This window comes from Salicola sp. Rm-C-2C1-2 (assembly GCF_040196175.1).
Lineage (GTDB): Bacteria > Pseudomonadota > Gammaproteobacteria > Pseudomonadales > Oleiphilaceae > Halospina.
Window position 1 is genome coordinate 629,711 of the sequence record NZ_JBEFNF010000001.1, and the last position, 24,590, is coordinate 654,300.

At 60.9% G+C, this 24,590-nt stretch carries 22 protein-coding genes, 1 pseudogene and 1 riboswitch; of the genes and pseudogenes, 5 read left to right on the forward strand and 18 right to left on the reverse strand.

The features are described 5' to 3' along the window. Positions 1-132: 132 nt before the first annotated feature. From AAF659_RS02895 to AAF659_RS02940, 10 genes and pseudogenes are all read right to left on the reverse strand, one after another. A pseudogene (locus tag AAF659_RS02895) lies at positions 133-856 on the reverse strand (DUF1989 domain-containing protein). Beyond that, complete coding sequence (locus AAF659_RS02900) at positions 856-1,602, reverse strand: urea amidolyase associated protein UAAP1 (RefSeq protein ID WP_349750191.1); 747 nt, start codon at positions 1,600-1,602, stop codon at positions 856-858. Before AAF659_RS02900 ends, AAF659_RS02895 begins: the two are co-directional and overlap by 1 nt. Beyond that, a complete protein-coding gene (locus AAF659_RS02905) occupies positions 1,599-2,414 on the reverse strand; it encodes an ABC transporter ATP-binding protein (RefSeq protein WP_349750192.1) in 816 nt (271 codons plus the stop codon). The genes AAF659_RS02900 and AAF659_RS02905 overlap by 4 nt, the downstream gene beginning before the upstream one ends. An 11-nt stretch (positions 2,415-2,425) precedes the next feature. Further along, entirely contained in the window at positions 2,426-3,244 is an 819-nt protein-coding gene (locus AAF659_RS02910; RefSeq protein WP_349750193.1) for an ABC transporter permease, read from the reverse strand. Positions 3,245-3,310: 66 nt separating this feature from the next. Beyond that, complete coding sequence (locus AAF659_RS02915) at positions 3,311-4,366, reverse strand: putative urea ABC transporter substrate-binding protein (RefSeq protein WP_502949182.1); 1,056 nt, start codon at positions 4,364-4,366, stop codon at positions 3,311-3,313. Positions 4,367-4,418: 52 nt separating this feature from the next. Beyond that, positions 4,419-4,517, reverse strand: a riboswitch (guanidine-I (ykkC/yxkD leader). A gap of 207 nt (positions 4,518-4,724) precedes the next feature. Then, positions 4,725-5,438, reverse strand: a complete 714-nt coding sequence (locus AAF659_RS02920; RefSeq protein WP_349750194.1) for a GntR family transcriptional regulator — start codon at positions 5,436-5,438, stop codon at positions 4,725-4,727. Positions 5,439-5,540: 102 nt separating this feature from the next. Further along, complete coding sequence (atzF, locus tag AAF659_RS02925) at positions 5,541-7,337, reverse strand: allophanate hydrolase (RefSeq protein ID WP_349750195.1); 1,797 nt, start codon at positions 7,335-7,337, stop codon at positions 5,541-5,543. Positions 7,338-7,609: 272 nt separating this feature from the next. Next, complete coding sequence (locus AAF659_RS02930; RefSeq protein WP_349750196.1) at positions 7,610-8,632, reverse strand: zinc-dependent alcohol dehydrogenase family protein; 1,023 nt, start codon at positions 8,630-8,632, stop codon at positions 7,610-7,612. Between the two features lie 68 nt (positions 8,633-8,700). Continuing rightward, positions 8,701-9,003: a DUF6522 family protein gene (locus AAF659_RS02935; protein ID WP_349750197.1), complete on the reverse strand. Its 303-nt coding sequence runs from the start codon at positions 9,001-9,003 to the stop codon at positions 8,701-8,703. 105 nt (positions 9,004-9,108) lie between these two features. Then, positions 9,109-9,975, reverse strand: a complete 867-nt coding sequence (locus AAF659_RS02940; protein ID WP_349750198.1) for a LysR substrate-binding domain-containing protein — start codon at positions 9,973-9,975, stop codon at positions 9,109-9,111. Between the two features lie 113 nt (positions 9,976-10,088). On the opposite strand from AAF659_RS02940, the gene AAF659_RS02945 reads away from it, so the two are divergent. Then, complete coding sequence (locus AAF659_RS02945) at positions 10,089-10,973, forward strand: DMT family transporter (protein ID WP_349750199.1); 885 nt, start codon at positions 10,089-10,091, stop codon at positions 10,971-10,973. A 22-nt stretch (positions 10,974-10,995) separates the two neighbouring features. Here AAF659_RS02945 and AAF659_RS02950 read toward each other — a convergent pair whose 3' ends face one another. From AAF659_RS02950 to galU, 8 genes are all read right to left on the reverse strand, one after another. Then, positions 10,996-11,193, reverse strand: a complete 198-nt coding sequence (locus tag AAF659_RS02950; RefSeq protein WP_349750200.1) for a hypothetical protein — start codon at positions 11,191-11,193, stop codon at positions 10,996-10,998. Further along, positions 11,190-12,338 (reverse strand): PepSY-associated TM helix domain-containing protein, encoded by a 1,149-nt coding sequence (locus tag AAF659_RS02955; protein ID WP_349750201.1) that lies wholly within the window; start codon positions 12,336-12,338, stop codon positions 11,190-11,192. The genes AAF659_RS02950 and AAF659_RS02955 overlap by 4 nt, the downstream gene beginning before the upstream one ends. A 14-nt stretch (positions 12,339-12,352) precedes the next feature. Then, positions 12,353-14,524, reverse strand: coding sequence for a TonB-dependent receptor (locus AAF659_RS02960; RefSeq protein WP_349750202.1), 2,172 nt, complete (start codon positions 14,522-14,524; stop codon positions 12,353-12,355). Positions 14,525-14,640: 116 nt separating this feature from the next. Next, positions 14,641-14,874, reverse strand: coding sequence for a hypothetical protein (locus tag AAF659_RS02965; protein ID WP_349750203.1), 234 nt, complete (start codon positions 14,872-14,874; stop codon positions 14,641-14,643). Between the two features lie 5 nt (positions 14,875-14,879). After that, entirely contained in the window at positions 14,880-15,206 is a 327-nt protein-coding gene (locus AAF659_RS02970) for a hypothetical protein (RefSeq protein ID WP_349750204.1), read from the reverse strand. Further along, on the reverse strand, positions 15,206-17,695 hold the full coding sequence (locus tag AAF659_RS02975; protein WP_349750205.1) for an efflux RND transporter permease subunit: 2,490 nt from the start codon (positions 17,693-17,695) through the stop codon (positions 15,206-15,208). Before AAF659_RS02975 ends, AAF659_RS02970 begins: the two co-directional genes overlap by 1 nt. Continuing rightward, a complete protein-coding gene (locus tag AAF659_RS02980; RefSeq protein WP_349750206.1) occupies positions 17,688-18,713 on the reverse strand; it encodes a hypothetical protein in 1,026 nt (341 codons plus the stop codon). The genes AAF659_RS02975 and AAF659_RS02980 overlap by 8 nt, the downstream gene beginning before the upstream one ends. Before the next feature lie 20 nt (positions 18,714-18,733). Next, complete coding sequence (gene galU, locus AAF659_RS02985; protein WP_349750207.1) at positions 18,734-19,579, reverse strand: UTP--glucose-1-phosphate uridylyltransferase GalU; 846 nt, start codon at positions 19,577-19,579, stop codon at positions 18,734-18,736. A gap of 145 nt (positions 19,580-19,724) precedes the next feature. Here galU and zwf point away from each other — a divergent pair, with 145 nt between their 5' ends. The 4 genes from zwf to AAF659_RS03005 are packed head-to-tail and all read left to right on the forward strand — an operon-like array spanning position 19,725 to position 24,588. Beyond that, entirely contained in the window at positions 19,725-21,164 is a 1,440-nt protein-coding gene (gene zwf / locus AAF659_RS02990) for a glucose-6-phosphate dehydrogenase (protein ID WP_349750208.1), read from the forward strand. Then, positions 21,148-22,956 (forward strand): phosphogluconate dehydratase, encoded by a 1,809-nt coding sequence (gene edd, locus AAF659_RS02995; protein WP_349750209.1) that lies wholly within the window; start codon positions 21,148-21,150, stop codon positions 22,954-22,956. Before zwf ends, edd begins: the two co-directional genes overlap by 17 nt. Positions 22,957-22,966: 10 nt before the next feature. Beyond that, positions 22,967-23,458 (forward strand): GNAT family N-acetyltransferase, encoded by a 492-nt coding sequence (locus tag AAF659_RS03000; RefSeq protein WP_349750210.1) that lies wholly within the window; start codon positions 22,967-22,969, stop codon positions 23,456-23,458. A gap of 23 nt (positions 23,459-23,481) precedes the next feature. Further along, positions 23,482-24,588: a glutathione S-transferase family protein gene (locus AAF659_RS03005; RefSeq protein WP_349750211.1), complete on the forward strand. Its 1,107-nt coding sequence runs from the start codon at positions 23,482-23,484 to the stop codon at positions 24,586-24,588. The last annotated feature ends 2 nt before the right edge of the window (positions 24,589-24,590 follow it).

Genomic DNA, 24,590 nt, shown 5'->3' on the forward strand with positions numbered 1-24,590 from the left:
TGTCGGGAGGGTTGAACGGGAATGTCTGGAGCCATGGATGGCGGAAGACAAGCGTACAGGGATGTATTTACAGCGTTTCCCGTTCAACCCTCCCGACACCTCTCCCTTGAACAACCCATCAGTCTCCCAACATCAACTGTCCCAGACAGCAATCTCCAGAGGCGTGGGATCAAAGCCACTGCAGGGGTTGTTGAGCTGCGGGCAGTTGGAGATCAGGACGATCACATCCATCAGTGCCTTCATCTCCACGTACTTGCCCGGCCCCGAAATCCCATCGGCAAAACTCAGGCCGCCTTCCGGCGTGATGGGCACGTTCATGAAGAAGTTGATGTTGTGCGCGATGTCGCGCTTGGTGACACCGAAGTGTTCGTTTTCCTGGATCGCGTTCATCCAGTTGTCTCGGCACGAGTGCATGCAGCGGCGGTCGTGGGCATAGCGCACGGTATTGCTCTCGGACGAGCAGGCACCGCCCACAGTTGTCTCGGCACGAGTGCATGCAGCGGCGGTCGTGGGCATAGCGCACGGTATTGCTCTCGGACGAGCAGGCACCGCCCAGGGTGTCGTGCCGGCCACAGGTATCGGCGATGATCTCGAGCATCGGGTTGTTGCGGTTGGAGCGCAGCACGCTGCCGGTGCCCAGGTAGACATTGCCCTGTTCACGCACGGTGTCATTGGCGCTGTAGCGTTCGGCCGGGTCCAGAGCGCTGTAGAAAAGGGTGTCGGCGGCTTCGTTGCCGTCCACGTCGGTAATACGGACGGTTGAGCCCGCCTTGACGGTGCGCATGAAGTAGTCGCCGGCACCGATTTTCTGGCTGTAACGGGCATCATGGGTCTGGCGGAAGCTTTCGGTCAGCATCAGGCACCTCCTGCGTCGGTCAGGCGGACGGGGTCGTCCAGGTAATAGAGTCGGGTGTTTTCCATGGCCCGGCGGCTGGTGTCGTGGGCGTTGACGCATTCGTCGTCGGGCGTGACCGGGTCTGTCTTCAGGAATTCCACCTGGATGGGCTTCTTCGGGTACTCGGTCGCCGGGGTCAGCGGGTGGGGGCTGGTCGCCGCAATCACGAGGGCATCCATGTCGAAGCGCAGGGTCACGCTGGCGCCGGGGCGGTTGTGGCTGTCCACGTAGTGCATGTTGCCGGCGTCATCGGTTTCCACCCGGCTGAACAGGTTGAGGTTAGCGTGCAGGTCGCGTTCGCCCAGACCGTATTTGGCTAGTTCGGTGAGGAAGCTTTCCTCGCCGCTCAAACACCATTCATTCATGTATTCCTGGAAGGACCAGCGGCCAAAGCGCTCGTAACAGGTGCCCCGCGTCAGCGTGCCGCAGGCGGAGTCGTGGCCGCCGAAGTCGTCCTCGACGATGGAGGCGATACAACGCCCCATGTCGGAATAGAGGCAGTGGCCCTGGGTCAGCCGGAAGGTTTCCTGGGCCTTCATGGTGTCGGGCGCGTTGTAGCGCTCCATGAGTATTTCCGGGTTGAAAATGAGCAGGGCCAGGTTGCCGCCGCCTTCCACGTCCGTCAGGCGCAGGCCGGTGTTGCGGCGCATGCGGAAGGACCAGTGGTGGCCTCCGGGCAGAGTGTAGTCGTAGAGGAGTCGACTCATGAGTGTTCTCCTGTCGGTTGCGGGTTTCGGGTGTCGATGGTCCGGGCGGTGGCATCCACGTCGGCGGTAATGGTGTCCAGTACGCCGGTGTCGTCGCGGCCCACGGCGAGGTCGTAGGTGATGCGGGCGCCGTAGGCTTCCGGCGCCTGCGGGTCGAGGCGTTCCTTGTCGAAGACCCAGAGGCGCGTGCCGAGCGCGAAGCCTTCCTCAATGTCGTGAGTGATCATGAAGACCGTGAGCTGCTGCTCGCGCCACAGGCGGCTGACCAGTTCGTGCATGTCCCGGCGGATGCCTGGGTCCAGGGCGCCGAAGGGCTCGTCCAGCAGCAGGATCCGGGGTTTCTTGATCAGGGCCTGGGCCAGGGCCAGGCGCTGCTGCATGCCGCCGGAGAGTTCGTGGGGGTACTTATCGAGGGCGTGTTCCAGGCCCACCTCTTTCAGCATAGCGATGGCGTAATTCCGGAGCCGGCGCCGGCTGGCCCCAAAGACACGCCCGAGCCAGCGGCTAGCTTCCAACTCGCCGGCGAGCATGACGTTGCCGGTGGCGTCCAGGTGGGGCATAACGGAGTAACGCTGGAAGACGATACCGCGTGTGGCGTCCGGTTCATCCGGAATGGGCGCGCCGTCCAGAAGAAGCTCGCCGCGCGTGGGCGTCTCGGTACCCAGCAGCATCTTGAGGAAGGTGGTCTTGCCGCAGCCGGACGCACCCACCACGGTGACGAACTCGCGGGCCTCGATGCTGGCGTTGAGCCGTTCCAGCACCACATCCTCACCGAATTCCTTCCACAGATTGCGGATTTCGATCATGGCCATGGTTGCGTTCCTTATTGGCCGGTTGCGTGGAACCAGGGATAGCGCCACCTGGACCAGCGGTTGAGCAGGAAGTCGATCACCAGAGCCAGCAGCGTGATCCAGAGGACATAGGGCAGGATCACGTCCATGGAAAGGTAGCGCCGCACCAGGAAGATGCGATAGCCCAGTCCCTCGGTAGCGGCAATGGCCTCGGCGGCGATCAGGAACAGCCAGGCGGTGCCCAGGGCCAGGCGCATGGTGGCCAGAAGCCGGGGCATGATCTGGGGCAGCATCAGGCGGGTGATGGTCTGCCAGGTGTTGGCGCCCAGGGTCTGCATCTTGATGATCTGCTCCTCGGGAATCTCGAGGGTCCGCTGCTGCATGTCCCGGATCATGAAGGGCGTCACGCCGATGATGATCAGCATGACCTTGGCCAGTTCCTCCAGTCCGAACACGATGAACAGAATCGGCAGGATGGCCATTGGCGGCACCAGGGAGATACCCACGACCAAAGGCGAGAGCGTGGCTCGCACATAGGGAATGGCGCCGTTGGCGATACCGAATATCAGGGCCAGCGCGGCGGAAAAACCAATGCCGATACCAAGCCTCTGAAGGCTCGCCAGGGTGTCCTGGAGCAGCAGGTAGTCGCCGGAGCGCTTGCTGGGTTCAAACGCCATGCGTTCGACCGCCTCAGCCATCTGGGTCAGCGAGGGCAGCAGGGGGTCATCCGGGTTCTCCGCCAGGCGCGCCGAGGAGGCGCCGATGTAGATGGCCAGAAGCAGCGCAAACGGCAGCAGGCCCAGAAACCAGCGGGCGTAGCGATTAGGTTGGCGGTTGATCAGTTTCTTCATGGGATCAGCCCGTCAGCGGGGAAACGGGCCGGCTCCGGGGAGCCGGCGTGCGCGTGAGGCGGTGGGTCAGAGCTCCCCGTCCGCGGCCTGCTGCATGTACTTGTCTGTAAAGCGCAGGTTCACATTGCCTTCGTTACCGTAGGTGCCTGAGGGGGTTTCGATACCCACGGCCTTCGCACTGGGGGCACCCTGGCCAAGCAGCCCATGGCGGAAGGAGAACTCGGCCACGCTCTGCATGGTTTCCAGCAGCTGGTCACTGCGTGTGAAATCCACCGCTTCGGAGGGATCATGGAACATGTTGGTCGCCTCCAGCTGGGCCTCGTAGCCCTCAAGATCGGTGCCCGCGGCATTCGCCATATGGGTACGGGCCTCAATGGCCGTTTCGTCATCGCCCTGCATGCGGGCCATGATCTCGTACCAGGCGCCGGTCAGGGCCTTGCCGAACTTGGGGTTCGCTTCCAGGGTTTCCGTGTTGACCACCATCAGGTCCATGATCTCGCCAGGGATCTGGGAGGAATCGAAGACCAGGTTGGCATTGGGCTGTTCCAGCACGGAGCTGAGCTGCGGGTTCCAGGTAACCACGGAACTGACGTCGGGCGTGGCGAAGGCTGAGACAATATCCGCGTCAGCAGTGTTGACGACTTCGATATCACGCTCGGACAGCCCTACGGACTCCAGGCCCCGCGCCAGCAGGTAGTGGGAGACGGACAGTTCGACCAGGTTGACGCGCTTGCCCTCGATCTCGGCCAGGTCATCCTCGTTCTTCATGACGATGCCATCGTTGCCATCGGAGAAGTCGCCCACCAGCAGCGCGGTGGAGTCCACGCCGCCGGATGCCGGGATGGTGAGCGCGTCCATGTTGGTCATGGTACAGCCGTCGAAACGCCCGGAGGTGTACTGGTTGATGGACTCGATGTAGTCGTTGATCTGCACGACGTCGATCTCGATGTCGTACTTGTCCGCCCACTTGTCGACGATGCCCTGGGCATCGCCGTAGTCCCAGGGCATCCAGCCCACGTAGATGGACCAGCAGACACTGAACTCGTCTTTCGCAAGGGCGGTGCCGGGCAGCATGCCGGCGGCGGCAATGAAGGGGAGTGCGGTAAGCAGCTTGGATCGCATGTCGAGCCTCCTGACGGTTTACTGGGAGGAATCAGATGGCTGTCAGCCTGTATCCTCCCGGGCTTTTGTCCCGCCGTGTAACCTTCAGAAGGTCGACCGCTCTCGGACCAGACGCCACGTCGGTGTGGCCGGAACCCTAGCTGTCCATTTCAGATTGTCTTGGAACGGACCGGGCAGCACAGCGCCGCTCAGTCATCTGATTCCTGTCTGTTAGACTGCAACCACAGTGCCACCTATTGAAAAACCTTTAATGACAGTAGCCTGGGGATCTGATGCTGCCGTGGTCGGGAATCGGGTGCGCCATCTTGGTGCAGCCTAGAGGGGTGTGCCCCGGTTGGGGGCAGATTGGGCCTGAAACCTAAGGGCAACCTGGTTCCCGGCGCCGATGCTGTTGCGAGACCTCCCGGATGCGTTCCAGTGAGATGCCCTTGACGGCCTCCTGGCTGGTACGGATATGGGCGGTCATTTTCTCCGCGGCCTCACCGGGATTGTTGGCGATCAGTGCCTGCAGGATCTCGGCGTGTTCCCGGTAAGTGGCATCGATCCGGTCGGGCCGGGTGAAATCAAGTCGGCGGACGATGCGCAATCGGTCCGTTATCCGCTGGTGGATCTGTGTCATTTCGTCGTTGCCGGCTGCCGCCACCAGCTCACAGTGAAAGCTTTCATCAAGGGCGCGCACCGTGCTGCCGAAAGCTCTTTCGGAGGGGGCATCCGGGTTCCAGATGTCGTTGAGCAGCCGCAGCGCGGGCGGCGGCTTATCCAGGCGGCAGATCTTGTGCATCGCGGCCCGCTCAAGGGTGATGCGCAGGTCGTAGAGATCCTCGATCTGCTTGAAATCCAGCTGCCGTATCTGCCAGCCACTGCGGAAGAGCACGTCCACATAGCCTTCGCGTTCCAGCCGGTACAGCGCCTCGCGAACTGGCGTGCGGCTGGCCGAAAGCCGCTGCGCGATGTCGGATTCACTGAATTTGTCACCGGGAATCAGGCGGAACTCAAAGATATCCTCCTTGAGCGCCTGATAGATCCGGTCGGCCATGCTTTCGCGCTGTGTGGGGGCGCCGGATTCCGCCATTGGGGTTAACACCAGCGGTCCGGGTGGGGGTGTATGATCCGCACCGCAATCTCGCCCCGGTTGACCACAAGAGCCTTTGAAAACATGGCGTTACTCCTTTCCTTATCCCTGTTGTTCCCGGAGGGACTGGATATAGGCGCGCCAGCCCCCCAGATGCGTGATGTCCGTGGCTCCCTCGAGCCCCGCTTCCTCACAGATGAAGCTCTTGGCCCAGGTGCCGTCCGCCAGTTCGACGGTGCCGATGCCCAGTGGGTGGGGAATCAATTCCACAAAGGATCCGAAGTGCTCCGTGGGCATTGCCCATACCTCGACGTCCAGGGCGCCGCCGGTGGGGTCCCGTCGCAGCCCGGGTTTGGGCGGGGTGGTGCCGGCCAGGGCATACAGCCGGTAACAGGGGGCGGTTGCTGTGCTTTGCAGCAGCCGTGCACCGCGCCCGGTCAGCTGGTCGTTCAGTGGCATGCCGCTGAGATGGGCGCCCACCACGGTTACCTGGACCGTGCCGCCATCGGGTTCTGGTGGCGTCTCCGGTGGCCGCTCCCGTCCGGTGGCGCCGAGTGGTGTCGGGGTGTGGTTGAGCCATTGCGCGCCCAGTTCCTGAAGATCCCGGTCACGCCAGGCGCCACTGATCAGGGTGATGCCGAAAGGCAGGCCGTCTCCGCGGAACCCGGCCGGTAACGCCAGCGCGCACAGGTCAGCCAGGTTGACGAAGTTGGTGTAGCGGCCAAGGCGGGCGTTCAGGTGCACAGGGTCGGCCTCGACCGCCCTGAGGGAAGGGGTTATGGGCGCGGTCGGCACCAGCAGGGCATCGATGGCCGCCAGCTCCTGGTCCAGGGCATGGCGCAGCTCATGCTGCTGGTAGAGGCCATTGAATGCATCGGTAGCCGTGAACCCCTCCGCCCGGCGGATGATGTTCAGGACTACCGGGTTCATGGCCGCCGCATTCGCCTCCATGAAGGTGCTGATTGCAGCGTGACGCTCCGCGATCCAGGGGCCTTCATACAGGAGTGCGGCCATGGCGTAGAGCGTTGTGAAGTCCCGCTCCACCACCTCAACGCCCAGGGACCGCCACTGGCCCAGGGCCTGCTCCCATGCATCGCGCTGCTGGTCGTCGCTGTACCATTCCGGATCCCTGGGAATGGCCAGGCGTCGTATCGGCCCCGGTGCCCTCAGTGCACAGACGGGGTTGGATCCGTATTCCAGGCGGGAGCAGCCAAAGGGGTCAGTGCTCTCGCCCGCTTCCAGGCAGCTCTGGATTACGCCGGCATCAGCCGTGGTCAGGGCGAAAACCGAGACACAGTCCAGGCTCCGGCATGCCGGTACCACGCCGCGGGTGCTGATGGCACCGCGGGTTGGCTTGAGCCCAACGATGTTGTTCAGTCCCGCCGGTACACGTCCGGACCCGGCAGTGTCCGTGCCCAGGGAAAAGGGGACGGTGCCGCGGGCCACAACTGCGGCGGAGCCTGAACTCGACCCTCCCGCTATGACGGTGTCATCGAAGCTGTTGGGGACGGCGCCCCAGGGAGAGCGTGTGCCGACAAGACCGGTAGCGAACTGGTCGAGGTTGGTCTTGCCGATGAGTACGGCGCCCGCTTCCTTCAATGCCTTGACCGCTTCCGCGTTGCACTCGGGCTGATAGCCGTATTCCGGACAGGCCGCGGTGGTCTCGAAACCGAACGCGTCAATGTTGTCCTTGATCGCAAACGGCACCCCGTAGAGTGGTTGCTCCGGGGAAAGGGTCGCGATCTGGGCGGCCAGCTGTTCCCGGCTCGTCAGGCTGATCCAGGCGGGGTCACGTGGGTCCTCGGCCTCCAGGAGCGCTTCCAGAAGCGCCTGGGGTGACTGGCCATTATGGTACGCCTCCTGCCAGTCCCTGATGGTCCATCCGGTTGTTGAAGCCATGATGAGTCTCTTGGTTGCCAGCTTGTATACAAGTTGGCGTAAGCAAACGGCGTGCCATTCCTTCTGAATCCCCGAAAAAATCCTTATAGCAAAGGCTTGGATTTAATGAGCAGGTCGAAAACACTGCCTAAGAACCAGACGGTGCCCCGATATGGTGAGTTGTGCGACAAGTCGGTGCAGTCACGGGATAGGGAAATAGGCGTCCCATGGATGAGCTCGGGGACGAGCTTGTGTCACAACACCTGACCGTATAGGTATGGCCGCTGAGCCTCCTATGGGGTCAGTACCGCCGCACCGGCGAACCGTCCCTCCCTCAGGTCCTCGAGGGCCTGGTTGGCTTCGCTGAGCGGGTAGGCGTGCACCTCGGTTCGCACCGGGACTCTGGGTGCGACCTCAAGGAAGGCGCGGCCATCCTCGCGGGTGAGGTTGGCGGTTGATTTCAGGCTGCGCTCTTCCCACAGAAGGCCATAGGGAAATGAGGGGATGTCGCTCATGTGGATGCCGCCGCTGACGACGCTGGCGCCGCGGTCTACATTCCTGAGCGCACTGACCATCAGTTCACCCACCGGGGCAAAGACAAGCGCTGCGTCCAGAACGTCCGGTGGATCCTCCGTGCTCGCGCCCGCCCAGACGGCACCAAGATCGCGCGCCAGCTTCTGCGCCTGTTCATCGCCGGGTCGGGTGAATGCGTACACGGACTGGCCGTACCAGCAGGCGATCTGGCACAGGATATGGGCGGCGGCGCCAAAGCCATAGATGCCGAGCCGCTGGATGTTCTCGCCGCCTGCTAGGCGCCATGTGCGGAAGCCGATCAAGCCGGCACAGAGCAGGGGCGCAATATCCAGCGCTTCGGCTTCCGGGGGTAGAGGGTAGCAGTAGGGCGCATAGGCACGGGCGTATTCCGCGTAGCCGCCATCCAGGGTGTAGCCTGTGAACCGGGCGTGTTCGCAGAGGTTTTCCTGGCCGCGGCAGCAGTAACGGCAGGTGCCGTCAGTGTGGCCAAGCCAAGGAACACCAACCCGGTCGCCGACCCGGAGATCGGTAACGTCATTACCGGCAGCAACCACCTTTCCCACAATCTGGTGGCCAGGAATCAGTGGCAGTGAAGGGTCCGTGAGTTCGCCGTCCAGGATGTGGAGATCCGTCCGGCAGACGCCACAGGCCTCCACCCGCAGAAGTACCTGGTCCGTCTCTTCAATCTCCGGAAGGGGCACCTGATGGTGCTGAAGTGCCTGGCCCTGCTGCGCCAGCACCATGGCATTCATGGTGCTCGGGAGGCGATTGTCATGAACCATGCCTTTTTCCTCATTCAGGATGCGTCATACCTATATCCAAAGAGTGCGCCTGGGTCGGTCAATCGCGCTCAGTCGTCCATAAGCTGCATCAGCGATGGTTTTACAGGGCGGTGGGAGTCCGGAGGGGGCGTCGCCGGCGTGAGACGGCCGTCCGCCTCCAGAATCATGCAGGCCTGTTGCTCACCGTAACGCGCGGTCAGCCGTATCCGCCCTGCGTCCTCTCCCTCGCCCTTCTCCACAAGCGTCCGCACAGCGCCGGACTCAATAGCCTGGGTCAGTGTCTCCAGATCGATGTTCAGCCATTCCGCGAGCGTGGCTGCATCAATGACAGCATCACCGTTATCGATGCTTATGGAAGCGGTCTCTTGCATGGCAGGTTCCTGTTCACCTCGGCTGGGTTCGTGACTCTGGTTCATTGCCATTGGAACACAGCCTCGCGCGCGAATGCAGGGTCTCAGGGCATTGAACGCGCATTTCTACGGTTTCTCTGACCTCATGTGCTGACGTATCAACTCCGCCAGCTGCCTGGCGGGTTCCGACGGACGGCCAGGGGCGCGGTGCAGTGCAATCTCCACGGAGGGAAGCGCTGGGAGTCCGCTTTTCTCGTCCAGGGCTCTGAGCTGAGGATTGAGCATGTCCCGGGTGATCAGCACCACCGCCAGACCCGCCACAACGATGGGCATCAACCCTGTCATGGACTGGCTGGAATAGGCCAGTCGCCAGTGCCGGCCGGCAGCGCTGAGGGCGTGCTCGGCCACCTCCCGGAAGACATCAGCGCCTGGGCTGTACAGCGCCAGCGGCAGTGGATCCACCAGTGACGGTTGCTGGTGGGCGCCTACCGCCCATACAAGTGGGTCCCGTCGGATTACCTCACCTCCCGGCGAATGGGTCTGACGGGTCACCACTGCCAGATCCAGTTCCGACGCCTGGACCTGGCGGACGAGGTCAATGCTGGCACCGCAGGTCACCTGCAACTGCATGGCCGGATACATCTGATGGAAATACGCCAGCGCCGCGGTCAGCAGGAAGGCGTAATCCTCCGGAATGCCAAGACTCAGGGAACCGGAAACCCTTCGGTCCCGGAGGTCGTTCAACGTCTCGTTATTCAGGGTCAGCAGACGCCGGGCATAGCCAAGAAGGCGTTCACCTTCGTTGGTGAAGCAGATCCCGCGCCCGCTCTTTTCATGCAGGGTCACGCCCAGCGTACTTTCAAGCCGGTGCAGCTGCATGCTGACGGTGGACTGGGTATAGGCGAGCCGTTCCGCCGCGCCGGTGACGGTACCAGTATCAGCCACCGCGAGCAGGGTCTGGAGGAGGTTCAGGTCAAGCACTGGGGTGCGCATAAAGATCACAGACTTTGATCGGTCGATTCATATAAAATCGTTTTTGTGATTATTGTTCAGACTCTAACCTGACGCTGTCATCTCGTAAACGAGACGTTACAGGAGACATGAGCGTGCAGGCACTGAGACTTGAGAATCCCCAGTTTCCTGTAGGCCCTATGGCAGGGCTGTTTGCCGTTGTGCTCTGGGCTTTGGCCCCCCTTTTGATTGATCTCGCAACTATGATTCCACCGCTGAGGCTGACAGCGATTACCCTCTTGGCTGGCTCAATGGCGGCTCTGCCGATGAGCCTTGGGAAAAACTTTAAGGTTGAAATACCGCCCGGATTCTCTATGGTCATCTACGGGCTGATTCCCCTGCTCGTGCTGGGGGCTGTGGGCTCCTATCTGGTAGGGCTTGGGATGGCCCCCACAGCGGAAGGCGCGCTTATTACCTACACTTGGCCGGTGCTTTTCGTTCTGATCAATCAGTGGTTTACGCACAGAACCCTTTCCGGGCCGGTTCTCGGTGGTGCCGCTATTGCCTTTGGGGGCGCGGTTCTTTTGCTTGCACCAGACGCTCTGAATAATGGACTTTCCGGTAACATGCTGGGCTATGCTTTTGCTTTGCTCGCTGGCTGCTGCTGGGCCCTCTATTCCTGGCTTTGCCAGAATACACCAGTAACGCTGACTCCGTTCATGCCCACTATTTTAATGATCGCGGCAATGGGAGCCGCGACCATGGGCGTGGTGCTTGAGCCGGAAAACGTGGCCTTTCCCTTCAGTAGCATTGCCGCAGGTGCGGCCCTGGGGCTGGGCCCCTATGGAATTGCAATGGTGGCGTGGGATGTGGCGATCCGCAACGGGCCAACAGGTCTGGTGGGCAGCCTGGCCTACGGCGTGCCCGTGCTGGCAGCGTTTTTTCTGGTGGTATCTGGTTTCGCCGCGCCGAGCTGGCAGCTGCCGGTGGCGGCCCTGATGGTGGTTCTGGGCTCATTGCTCGCACGCCGGGGGGGCTGAGTCGCGGGATGGGACGGGCGCTTCAGCCGGTTCGGTAAATCAGACCATAACCCAGGGCCACAATGGGAGTGCCCAAACCAAGCCACGCAACCGCATTCCATAGGCCGTCGCCCAGAAGCGCGGTGACAAGCCCAACCAGGCTTGCCAGTGCGATCCAGAAAGGCAGGGCAAAAGTGGACCGGGCGGAGCGGCGGTTACGGCTGTTATTGGATGCACTCATGAGCTTGTCGTAAGAGAGGGTGAATGTGTGGTCGTTGGCTCGCGGATCTCACTGGTCACCGGTCGCCGGCGCGAGGCCCACAGATAGAGCCCGCTGACGAGCACGATAATGGTAAGAAGATCCAGTATGGTCCAGAGTATCTTGAGCGGTAATCCGCCGTAATCCCCGAAGTGCAGAGGGCCTGAAAGCGCCAGGGATTTGACGTACCAGGGCGTCCCCCGGATATCTGAGAGCTCACCCGTGCGGGCATTGATCAGTGCCGGCGTGATCAGGTGCTGGGTCAGTGACGTCTTACCCTGGAGAAAGACGCCGTAATGGAAATCGGTGGAAAACTGCCCCCCCGGAAACGCAACGAATTGCAGGGTCTTATCCGGAGCGGCCTCAACCGCTTCCTTCACCGCAGCATCCAGCGACGCCATCTCTTCCGGCGTTGGCACACTCTGGTTCTCATAGCCTTCGATCAGATCCGCCAGTGAATGGGTTCGCCACAGATCAATGATAGGCGTCGCCAGGGTGTTAACGACCCCTGTCAGTGTCACAACGGAAAGCCAGGCGACCGTAATGACACCGAAGAAGTTATGCAGATCCAGCCACTTGATGCGACGGGTCTTGCCTGTGCGCACTGTTCCAAAGTTGAGTTTGCGCATGAAAGGGGCGTAAAGCACCACGCCGGAAACAATCGCCAGGAACAGCAACAACCCCATAGCCCCGAGAAACAGCATGCCTGGAAGCCCGAGGAACATGTTCATGTGCAGCTCCAGAATGAATGCCATGAAGCTACTTTCATGGTCAGGTACCGTCTCGCCGCTTGTTCGGTCGTAGGAGGCAAAGTGCATGGCGCCTTCTGATGCCTCCAGAGTGGGTGCAGTGGTCACATTGACCACTGGTCGGTCCTTATCAAAGCTCATGAAAATGGGCTTGTCGCCCGGCTGGTTATCCAGCGCCACTGACAGGATCCGGTCCAGCGAGAGCATGGGCCCACCAGGATTGGCGGGCTCCCAGTCGTGGGTATCCAGGGCTGCGTCAATCTCATCGTGGAAGATCAGCGGCAGCCCGGTGAGGCACAGCATCAGCATGAAGATCGTGCAGATCAGGCTGGTCCATTTATGGATGCCGGACCAGACACGGATGGTTCGCTGTTGCATGAGGGGCGGATCTCCTAGAAGTCGACTGTGGCGGATAGCTTCGCGGTACGGGGAGCGCCCACTGTCAGGTACCCTTCGCCGGGATAGCCGCCAGCGGAGGCCCAGTAATCGTGACCCGCTACGCTCTCAATACGGGCACGAAGCGTTAGGAGCCGGTCATCGCCCATGGGTACGAGGTAGCGGGCGCCGATATCCAGGCGAGTCCATGAGGGCACCTTCTGTTCATTGGCTGAATCCGCATACTGGGAGCTGGTGTAGATGAGGCGGCTGTCCAGGGCCAGATCGGGCAGGGCGGGCACATCGTATTTGAGGTTGAAATTGGCTTGAGTATCCGGGGAGCCGATGGCCTCGTCGCCGTTCACGTCCGCATCCAGAAAGCTGACACCACCAAGAACACTCAGATGGCGGGTGGCCTTGCCGTACGCATTCAGCTCAACCCCCCGATTACGCTGATAATCCGAGATACGGAAAACATTGTCGCTGTCGACCTCGGCACTGGGCTTACGGCTGTAGTAGAACGAGGCGCTGCCGCCGAGATCACCCTGTTCGAACTTGAACCCAACTTCGCTCTGTTCCGTTGTGAATGGTTCAAGGGTTTCCCCAGCGTTACTGACCGGCTGGCTGTTTGCGGTTGCAGGGGCCGTATCACCCTGCTGTAGGCCTTCGATGTAGTTGGCATAGGTAGAAAAAGAGGTTGTCAGCTGGTAAACGAGTCCAATAGAGGGCGTAATGTCGCTCTCGTCGTAGTTGGCAGTCCGGTCTCCGTTACTGTAATCGTAGCTCTCGGTCTCAATCCGTTGGTGTCGCGCGCCCAGGGTGATCTTGAGGCGATCTTCCAACAGTGACACCTGGTCCGCCACAGCGAGGCTTGAAAGTCGTGTCTTTTCGGTCAGACCCGGATTATCCAGGTTGCCACCGGTGTAGGTATAGGCTGGACGGGCTTCGTTGGTCGGATTGTAGATATTGCCACTTATACCACCGAATGTTCCTGCGTAGGCGTTATCGGATTCCAGTTTGTAGGCGGAGCCCGAAACGGTGACTTCATGTCTGACACTGCCGGTATCGAAGCTACCTCTTGCGCCAATTTCGCTGGTAGTCACGGTATCTTCTCGAGTGTTGTCGAATCGGTAAGCTGTGTAGTCACCATTCGGGCTGTTCACCGTCGGATTGGCGAAACTGGCTTGCTCTTCGCCCTGGCGCATGCCGAACGCCAGCCAGCCGGTCACCGCCTCGCTGAAATCGTACTCACCACGAACCGTCCCGAACACATCCTCGGATTCCGAGTAGGTCCAGGGCTGGGCTACGCTTTCGGAAGCGTCGGGCGCATCCGGGATAGCCACGCCCTCAGCAATCGTGATGTTCGGCTGGCTGGCATCCATCAGGTGGTCCTGATAGCCCAGGTCGGCGGACAAGCGCAGGTTCTCACCCCGGTAATCGAGCCCGATGTGGCTCATTGAAAGTTCGCGTGACTCACCGTCTACGGCGGTATCGCCGTCTCGGCGGGCGGCATTGACCCTTAGGCCATAGCGTCCGTCCTCGGAGCGGCGTGCCACATCCGCAGCGGCGTAGCCCTGGCCGCCGCTTTGCACGCCGGTGGTGACCTGGGTAAGCGGGTGGTTGGGGGCGCGTTTGGGGACAACGTTGACGGCGCCGCCGAGGCCGCTTCCGCCCGGTGCCGCGCCCTTGAGGAAAGTGTTGGCGCCGCGGAAGACCTGCACTCGCTGGATGAACTCGGAGGCGAGGTATTGCCGGGGCAGCATTCCGTAGAGGCCGTTGTAGGTCATGTCATCTGAAAAGACGGGCAGACCGCGCACCAGGTAGACCTGCTGGAAATTCCCGTATCCGCGGGCTACTCGAACAGCGGGATCATTGCGCAGCACATCGCCAACACTGGCCGCCTGCTGATCTTCGATCAGGAGCTCAGTGTAGTTGGTAAAGTTGTAGGGCGTCTCCATTTTGTCCTGCTTGCCGAGCAGACCAACGCGACCCCCTTCGGCCACCTGCCCGCCAGCGAAGGCGGGGGTCAGGCCCTCAGCTGAGGCGTCGGCGCTGGACTGCACCTCCAGGGTCTGGGCTGAGAAGGTTGTCGGTGCGTCCTGTTCGCTCTGTGCCTGTGTCAGGCAGGGGGCAAGCGACACCAGAAAGACCGCGAGCGGCGAGTAACGGAGAGGTGCATTTTGAGCCATGGAGTTTATCCCAATGAAAGTTTGGTAACGGGAAAGAACCCTAAACTAAATGATAGGTATTCGCAACGGTAAAGCCGAGTTGTTTGTGTTGAGATCAGCTGTAGCAGGACAGAAGGTTAGCGATTGCGCATGAAGTGCTCGATAATCCGCTTCGGTAGCGTTTCGAACGCTGGCACGACTGGTTCTTCGGAGTTGCTGTGGATCACCCGACCATGCTTGGGGCGGCGTTCATGGGCCGCGTATTGCTCAAGGCGCTGTATCAGCTGTTCCTGGCGATGAAGCTCCCAGGTTACGAGGCCGGCCAGTGTCAGCACAATCACACCGAGTAGAAGGTTCAGGATCGTCATCATAGCGCTTACCGGTACTCAACGCTGATTTCGGACTCGATCCCGCGCTCGGAGAGCGCCTCATCGAGCTCGGTGGTCAGCTGGCGGAACACAATGCGGCGCACGGTTTCCGGCATGTAGTCGCCGACAAGGCGTGCTGAAGTGGACTCCCGGCGTGCCACCTCAATCGGATTCAGAACACGTACCGTCATCAGCATTTCCGGCGGTGGAACATCGGGATCCGCCACCCGCGCCAGCGCATGCTCAATGCGACGACGCTGCTCGCGCACCCGATACAGGGACCACCCGCCTACCCCAATCAGAACGAGCAGCCCAATGGTTGTGACAATGGCCATTATCCGCTCTCCTTAACGGCCCCCTGGTCCGGCCCGAAGGGTCTGGCGATCATCAGCAGCCTGGGCAGTAGTGTCAGCGCCCCGAGCAGGGCAATCGCCATGGCCAGACCTGTAAAGACCCCGAAGTAGATGGTCGGGATGAAATTCGACAGCGCCAGGATCGAGAAACCAACAATGATGGTCAGTGAGGTATAGAGCATGGCACGGCCGATGGTCTGGTGGCTGCGGTGCATGGCGGCCTGGTAATTACGGTCACGCCGCACTTCCTCGCGGAAACGATAGATGTAGTGAATGGTGTCGTCCACGGCAATTCCCACGGTAATCGCAGCCACCGTTATGGTCATCATGTCCAGAGGAATCCCCATCAGCCCCATGATGCCAAGTACTGTGCCGGCGGCCAGAAGGTTGGGCACAATCGCCACCACGGCCACGCGCAGTGAGCGGAACAGCACCAGGAACATGGCCATGATGGCCAGGAAGACCGCGCCAAGGGTCTTGATCTGGGAGCTGAAGAGGCTCTGCAGCATATTATTGTAGAGCACTGCCATCCCTGTGAGATTGACCTGTTCGTCTTTAAGCCCGACTTCTCCGGTCAGGTGCGAACGGATGCGCTCGAACAGCGCTTCCCGGTTCAGATCCGGTGAGGATTCGATCAGGCGGATGCTGAAGCGCGCCTCAGCGGTTTCTTCATTAACGTAAGGATCCAGCAGCAGCCCCTGAAGATCCTCCGGGAAGGCCCGCCCCATGAGGCCCAACTGTAACGGGTTCAGCTGGCCCTGGTTAACGCGTTCCGCAAGCCGGATGGTGGTGGCCAGGGATATGACCTTACCGGTCTGGGGTTGCTTATCCAGGTAATCATGGATGGTTTTGACCAGCTTCGCGCCATCGGTGCTGAAGAAGCTGTCGATGCGCTTCTCCGGCTGGCAGTCCGGGTCCACGAAAGGATCACAGGGCTCAGCGGGCTCGCCATCGTCTTTCTCGAGGCTGACGACCACGTCCAGCGGTGTGGTTCCTCCAAGCTTCTGGTCGATGACCACCATCCCCTGATGGATCTCTGTATCCGACTTGAAGTAGTCAATGAATCGGTTCTCAACCGACAGCCAGGAGACGCCCACCGCGCAGATCACTGCCAGCGCCGCGCTTACGGCCAGTATGGCGCCACGGTTATTGTCGGTAATGCGGGCCAGGTATTCGGTGATCGGTGTGCGATGCAGGGCGCCGCCGGGCTGCGCCGCGCGCGGCAGCAGCATGACAACCGCGGGCAGGACCAGGAAGACCACGGCATAGCCGATCAGGATGCCCACGGTCATCATCAGTCCAAAGTCTATCACCGGCCTGATTTCACTGAAGATGAGGGAGCCGAATGCGACCACAGTGGTGACCACCATGTAGAAGCAGGGGCGGCCCATGGCGCTGACGGTTTCCGAAATCAGCTGGTAACGGTCGGCATCGGGGTCCAGCTGCTGGTATTCGCGGTGGCGCACGATCAGGTGGATCGTCAGCGACATGGTGATGATCAGCAGCAGCGAGACGAAGTTCGAGGAGATGACGGTTACCGGCCAGTGCGTCCAACCAAGGTAGCCCAGCGTGAACCACACGGTCAGACCGCAGCACAGAAGCGGCAGCAGGACCCAGCGGGGTTGGCGGAAGATGATGCCGAGCATCAGGATGATGAACGCCAGCACGCCCAGGCCGAAAGTGACCAGGTCGCTTTCCACAAAGGCCATCATGTCGGCAACGATCATGGGCACGCCACCGAGGTGAATCTGGGCTTTTTCACCGTAATCAGCCAGCACCTGACGCACATCGTGGATGATCCGGTCCTGCTGGGCGTTTAAGGATTCCTTGCGTTGGCGGTACTCGGACCGCACCTTAGAAAGCTTGGCTTCCTCAGCGGCGGAGAGACCTTCATTACGCGCTTTCTGCTCCAGCTCGTCGCGTCGGTCGCGCAGTTCGTAATAGCGCTTATCCGTGGGGAGCAGGAGTTGGATTGCAGTGGTGGAGCCGTCCTTGCTGACCAGCATGTTCTGGTAGTAGGGGTTCGCCATCAACGCTTTGCGGGCGGTATCCAGTGCCACATCGCCACCCTGGAGGGTCTTCATGTGCTCGCTCACCGTCATAAGCGTGATGTCCGGGCTGTGCAGCAGAGGCACGTCCAGAATGCTGTTGCTCTGGTTGATGCCTTTAACGGCCATCAGGTCGTCACGCAGTTCTGTGAGCCGGTTGATGGCGCTGTCGCTGAACAGTTTCTCTTCGGGCTGGTAACTGACGACCAGAAAGCCATCTGTGGTTTCAAACCGACGATAGGTTTGCTGGTAGTACTCGAACGACTCATCGCCTTCCATAACCAGGGTGTCCGGGGAGGCATCCAGCTGGAACTGGTCGACCCGCAGTCCGGCAATCACAGCTGCGGCCAGAACAATGAGCAGTGTGATCACCGGGTGGGCGAGCACGGTTCGGTCATAAAGGCGGAAAAGTCGACTACCCAAGACGGTACCTCTCAGTTGAGTTGAACGTTAGCGTTGCCAGCCGTTGCTGTTCATCCAGAGCCAGGCGGAGTTCGGTTGCTGGCGGTGAGTCCAGCAGACGCCGTGTAATGCGTTCGTAATGCGCCATGAATGTGTCGAAGGCGTCGCCTTCGTCCAGATGGGCACGGTAGCTGTCGCTACTGTTGCGGATCAGTTTCGCCTCCTGGAGCAGACGCCAGCGCTTTACGGCATTCCAGGAGGGCGCCTGCAGGAACAGCGACCGGTCGAAGCGCTGGAACAGGTGTTTGTAGCGCCCGGCGAGTTGTTCGTTGACGTAGCGGCGCCAGTGCCCCTCGGGGTCGTGCTCTGCCTCAAGCTGGTTGATTGGTAGCGCGAGTTCACCTTCCGAAACAGGCTGCGCGCCCAGGCACCAGCCCTCCAGGAAGATCACCCCGGGGCGCCCCTGGAAGGCAGTGCATTCCGAGGTGGGCGCGCGGTCGTCGCGGCTCTTGTCAAAGCGTGGCAGCAGAGTCTGGCTGTCGTGACTTGCGGCTTGCAGGGCATCCACGCACTCCAGCAGCGCTTCAATCTCATGGGTTCCCGGAACGCCACGGGTTGCCAGCAGGGGATGGACCGAGTTGGCCAGCTCAAGGCGTGAAGACCGGCTAAGGTAGAAATCGTCGAGGCTGAGAACACAGGCAGGGACCGCAAAACAGTGATGAAGAACCAGCCGCAGAGCCCGTGAGAACGTTGTCTTGCCGCTACCCTGGCTGCCACCAATGGCCATAACCAGAGGGCGCCCCAGTCGGCGTTGCTCGGACAGCAGCCACGCCGCCATCGGAATAACCAGGCGCGGGAATACGCTCATCCACCCCTGAGGCAGCTGTTCGTCGGCAACGAATCGCTGCAGGGCGACAACCGCGTGCTGGCGGGCTTCAATGATGCTCCCGCTCGGGAGAGGGCATGCCTCGGGCCAACCGCCTTCCGGGAGTATGACCGTCGCTGGCTGGGGTTCTGTGCCTGCCGTGTGTTCCGTCATGAGCCAGCCTGTGTTGCCGGTCAGAGGTTGCGTTCGCCGCGGCGATAGACGTTTTCGTAGACGTGGTTCGTGGCTTCTACAAAGCCATCTATGCTGCCGCAGTCAAAACGCTGGCCGCGGAACTGGTAGGCCAGAACGCAGCCGTTCTTAGCCTGTTCCAGCAGCGCATCCGTGATCTGAATTTCTCCGCCCTTACCGGGCTGCGTGCGCTCGAGGATGTCGAAAATATCCGGCGTCAGGATGTAGCGCCCGATGATAGCCAGGTTGGAAGGCGCCTGTTCCTTCGGGGGCTTTTCAACCATATCCGTGATCCGGTACAGCCCGTCTTTCATGGTCTCGCCTTCGATAACCCCGTATTTGTGAGTCTCATCTTCGGGAACTTCCTCAATGGCGACGATACTGCAGCGGAACTGGTTGTAGAGTTTGACCATCTGCGCCATCACGCTTTCGTCATCATCTCCGGCCACGCAGAAATCATCCGCCAGGATGACGGCGAAGGGATTATCGCCGATCAGATTGCGGCCGGTAAGAATGGCGTGCCCCAGCCCCTTCATCTCGTTCTGGCGGGTGAAGGCGAAGCGGTGGTTAACGATCAGCTCGCGGATACCTTTAAGGTTGTCTTCCTTGCCGGTGCCCGCGATCTGGTGCTCAAGCTCGTAGCTGATGTCGAAGTGGTCCTCGATGGCCCGCTTACCACGGCCTGTCACGAAGCCGATATCCTGGATGCCCGCCTCGGAGGCTTCCTCTACCGCGTACTGCACCAGCGGTTTGTTGACGATGGGCAGGATCTCCTTGGGCATGGCCTTGGTTGCCGGCAGAAAGCGGGTGCCGTAGCCGGCCACCGGAAAAAGACACTTGCTGATCATTGTTGGCATTCCCTGTTAGGTGGTCGCTGATCCGCGGATGATTCCAGAACCTGTCAGTGTAAACAATCCGTTGCGTAAAAAGGAGGGGGCGTTGGCGCGGGTTGTGTGATTTGCGCTGCAAGCCGGGATTGCTCATGCTGTCAGTATGACGCAGACCAATGCCATGCCCTTCACACTGGTCCTTTTCGGGGCCACCGGTGACCTTGCCCGACGGCGCTTGGTGCCGTCTTTGTATGCGCTCTGGTGCGACGGGGCTCTGCCCGCGGACTGGCAGCTGGTTGGCGTGAGCCGTAGCGCCCGAAGCAGTGACGAATGGCGGGCGGAGCTTGCCGAGATACTGGAAGACACCCCAGCTGAGGATTTCCTCGCGCATCTGAGTTACCTGACAGCGGATGCTACGGATGTTGCGGCACTGAATAAACTGCCTGACACCCTGGGCAGTCAGCGCTGCATTTTCTACCTCGCCACCCGCGCCGATCTGTATGCCGGTATAACCCGGGCACTGGGTGATGCCGGTCTGGTATCAGAGCAGTCACGAATTGTTCTGGAGAAGCCCATCGGGCTGGATTACGCCTCTGCGGCTGGCATAGAGGCTGGCGTTCGTGAGCGTTTTCAGGAACGCCAGATTTTCCGCATTGACCATTACCTCGGCAAGGAGACTGTCCAGAACCTGCTGGTCCTGCGCTTCGCCAATTCCCTGTTCGAGAATCAGTGGAATCACCGGTTTATTGATCACATCCAGATCACTATCGCGGAATCCGGCAGTGTTGCGGGGCGCGGCGTTTTCTATGAGGAGGTGGGAGCGCTGCGGGACATGGTCCAGAATCATCTGCTGCAGCTGCTTTGCATGACGGCCATGGAGCCCCCTTACGCGCTGGATGCGGACGCGGTCCGGGATGAGAAAGTGAAGGTGCTTAGAGCACTGAGACCCATGGATACCACCACAATCGCCGAACAAGTGGTACGTGGCCAATATACTGGCGGGGTGAACGGAGAGTCAGGTTACGCTGAGGACGCTGGTGTCCGGGAGAGTACCACCGAGACGTTCGTGGCCATGCGTGTGGCCATCGACAACTGGCGCTGGGCCGGGGTGCCGTTCTACCTGCGTACGGGCAAACGCCTGCCGGCGCGCACCTGCGAGATCGCAGTGCATTTCCGGCCTGTACCGCATTCCATATTTCCGCAGCAACGCGCCAGCATGGCCAATCGTCTGGTGTTCCGGCTGCAACCGGACGAGGGCATCCAGCTCGCGTTCAGCGAAAAGCGCCCGGGCGCCGCCATGGACATCCGCATGTCCGAGCTCAGCCTGAACCCGCAGACACTGAGGCGGGAGCGGGTACCCGATGCCTATGAACGGCTGCTTGCCGACGTAATCCACGACAATCAGACCCTGTTTGTGCGTCATGACGAACTCATGGCCGCCTGGTACTGGGTAGATCCGATCCTTAAAGAATGGCGTGAATCAGGCGCCCGCCCGGAGCCCTACAGGGCCGGGACCTGGGGGCCGTCGGCGGCGACCATGCTGCTGGCCCGGGACGGTCGACTCTGGGATGAAAGGGAGATAGACGATGCACCCGACGGTTGAGGCAGTGACACGGCGCATTCGCGAACGCAGCGCCACCAGCCGGGACCGTTATCTGGCCCTGATGGCCGGTGCCCGCCAAGACGGCCCGCAGCGTGAAACCATGAGCTGTACCAACCTGGCGCATGTGATGGCCGCAAAACCCGATTCGGATAAATTGATCCTGCGCCAGACCGAGCGCAGCGCCAACGTCGGCATCATTTCTGCGTACAATGAGATGCTTTCGGCCCATCAACCCTATGGCGACTTCCCGGATCAGATCCGGCGTAAGGTGGCGCAAGTCGGGCATGTAGCCCAGTTTGCCGCTGGCGTGCCCGCCATGTGCGACGGGATAACCCAGGGTCAACCGGGCATGGAACTGTCGCTGTTCTCACGTGACCTGATCGCCCAGGCCACCGCCATCGGGCTCAGCCACAACGTGTTCGACGGTGTGCTCTGCCTGGGCATCTGCGACAAGATTGTGCCCGGGTTGCTAACCGGTGCCCTGCGTTTTGGTCATCTTCCCGCGCTTTTTGTACCGGCGGGCCCCATGCCCTCGGGGATGGCCAACGCGGAGAAGTCACGCATCCGGGAGCAGCATGCCAGGGGTGAGATTGGTCGTGATGAACTGTTGCAGGCGGAGTGCCGCTCCTATCATTCGCCGGGCACCTGCACCTTTTACGGTACGGCAAACTCCAATCAGGTTCTGATGGAAGTGATGGGGCTGCAGTTGCCCGGCTCCTCATTCGTAAACCCGGGTACGCAGCTGCGGGAGGCCCTGACGCAGGCCGCCAGCCGCCATATTACCGAGGTCACCGATCTCAAAGATGATTACCGGCCCCTGTCACAGGTGGTTTCCGAAAAGACGCTGGTTAATGCCATGGTTGCGCTGTTGGCCACTGGGGGATCCACCAACCACAGCATTCACCTGGTGGCCATCGGGCGTGCGGCCGGCATCCGTGTCGACTGGGAAGACTTCGACGCGCTCTCTCGGGTGGTGCCGCTGCTGACCCGTCTTTACCCCAACGGTGAATCGGACATCAACGATTTTGATGAGGCAGGCGGGGTGCCCTTCCTGGTGCGGGAACTGTTGAGCGCCGGGCTGATGCATGAGGATGTGAATGTCATGTTCGGCGAGTCCATCCATGATTATATGAGGCCGGCCAGCCTGGATAACACCGGGCGACTGGTCTGGGACAAGCCTAGGGAAGCCTCCCATGATCCGCGTTGTCTGCGCTCCGCAACGGACCCCTTTCTGGCGGACAGCGGCTTCCACCGGCTGCAGGGGAATCTCGGCAGGGCTATCATCAAGACATCTTCGGTGCCCGAGGACCGGTGGTGCATCGAAGCGCCGGCGCGGGTTTTTGCGGACCAGCAGGCGTTGATGGATGCCTGGCAGACTGGATCGCTCAAACAGGACTTTGTAGCTGTTCTCCCGGGGCAAGGCCCGGCCGCGAACGGTATGCCGGAACTGCACAAGCTGATGCCAGTGCTTTCCAGCCTTCAGAGCGACGGTTTGCGGGTGGCGTTGCTCACTGACGGGCGGCTTTCCGGTGCCTCCGGTAAAATCCCCAGCGCGATCCATGTCTACCCGGAAGCCGTGCGCGGGGGAGCCATTGGGCGCATCCGTGACGGCGACCGGGTGCGCATTGACGCCGTTGCGGGTGCGCTACAATGGGAACCAGAGCGCGAGCAGGGCGAACCAGTGCACTGGGGCCGCGGCAATGAAGGACTTGGCCGTGAGCTTTTTGTTGGCTTCCGGGATCAGGTAAGCCATGCCGAGGCTGGCGCCACCATCTTCCGCTGGGGCGACTGAGGAGACTCGTATGCCCGAGATCCGACCTTTTCTGCCGGATGACTGGCCTGAACTCTGGGCTATGCTGGAACCGGTCTTCCGCGCCGGAAAAACCTACGCCGTTCGCATGGACATAAATGAGGATGACGCGTTCACGTTCTGGGTGGAAAAACCGGACTGCACTTACGTTGTGCTCAATGATGACGAGACGTATCTGGGCACCTATTTCCTGAAGACCAATGCGCCCGGGCCAGGCAGCCATGTCTGCAACTGCGGCTACATCGTCGCCGAGTATGCGCGTGGCCGTGCCCTGGCTGATGAGATGTGCCGCCATTCCATGGAAGAAGCGGCTCATATGGGCTACCGTGCCATGCAGTATAATCTGGTGGTGTCGACCAACCTGGCGGCGATCAAGGTCTGGGAGCGGAATGGCTTTGAAGTCACAGGTACTCTCCCGGGCGCTTTCGAGCATCCGGAATATGGGTTTGTGGACGCACACGTCATGTACCGCTGGCTGGGCTGACAGCCCAGCGAAAGGGAGCGCCAATGACCACGACCCACGCTTTTACTCACTACGGAGCGTATTTTTCGCTGTACAGTGGCAAGACTCGCTCCTATCTGCGTTACAAGGGCATTCCGTTTGAGGAGCGTTTGGCCACGCTCCGGGTTTACCGCCGGGTGCTGATCCCGAAGACGGGCGTGGCGATGATTCCGGTTCTGGAAACGCCTGAGCATGATTTTATTCAGGATACCGTTGAGATCATTGACACCCTGGAACAGCATTTTCCCGAACGCGGTATCTACCCGGCTTCGCCTAAGCAGCGGTTGGTATCGCTGCTGATGGAACTCTACGCTGATGAATGGCTGCTGATCCCGGCGATGCATTTCCGCTGGAATTTTCCGGAGGAAAACCGGCGTTTTGTTCACGGCGAATTTGGCAAGATCGTGTCACCTTGGCTCCCCGGGCCATTGCAGCGGATGGCGGGCAGCCGGCTGGCGAAGCGTTTCGCCGGTATGCTGCCGCTCCTTGGCATCACGGACAATACTGCCTCAGCCATCGAGAACTGGTATTACTCGGTGCTCGATACGCTCAACACCCATTTCGCCGAGCATTCGTACCTTCTGGGTGAACGCGCGAGCATCGGAGACTTTGGGCTGATGGCGCCGCTCTACGCTCATCTTTATCGGGATCCCGCGCCAGGGCACATCATGAGGCGCCGTGCCCCGAATGTCGTCAACTGGATCGAGCGCATGAACACCCGCAAGCCGCGTGTGGGCGACTGGCTGCCGGATGACTGGGTGCCTGAAACTCTGTATCCGCTGCTTCAGCACCAGTTCGAAAGTCAGTTCCCGGTATTGCGTGACACGGTAGAGGCCGTGGGGCAGTGGATAGACCAGCATCCCAGCCAGCGGTTGCCACGCAAAGTGGGTGAGCATCGTTTCCGCCTGAGTGGCGTTGAAGAAGAGCGGGCCTTGCTCAGCTTTCCCCAGTGGAAACTGCAGCGCCCACTGGATTGCTACCAGGGGCTGACGGCACCCCAGCGTGGGGCGGTGGATGCGCTACTGGATGAGGTCGGTGGCCGGGAGGCCATGAATATAAGCCTCCCCCACAGGCTCCGCCGCGACAATAACCGCCTGGTGCCTGAAAGCTGAGT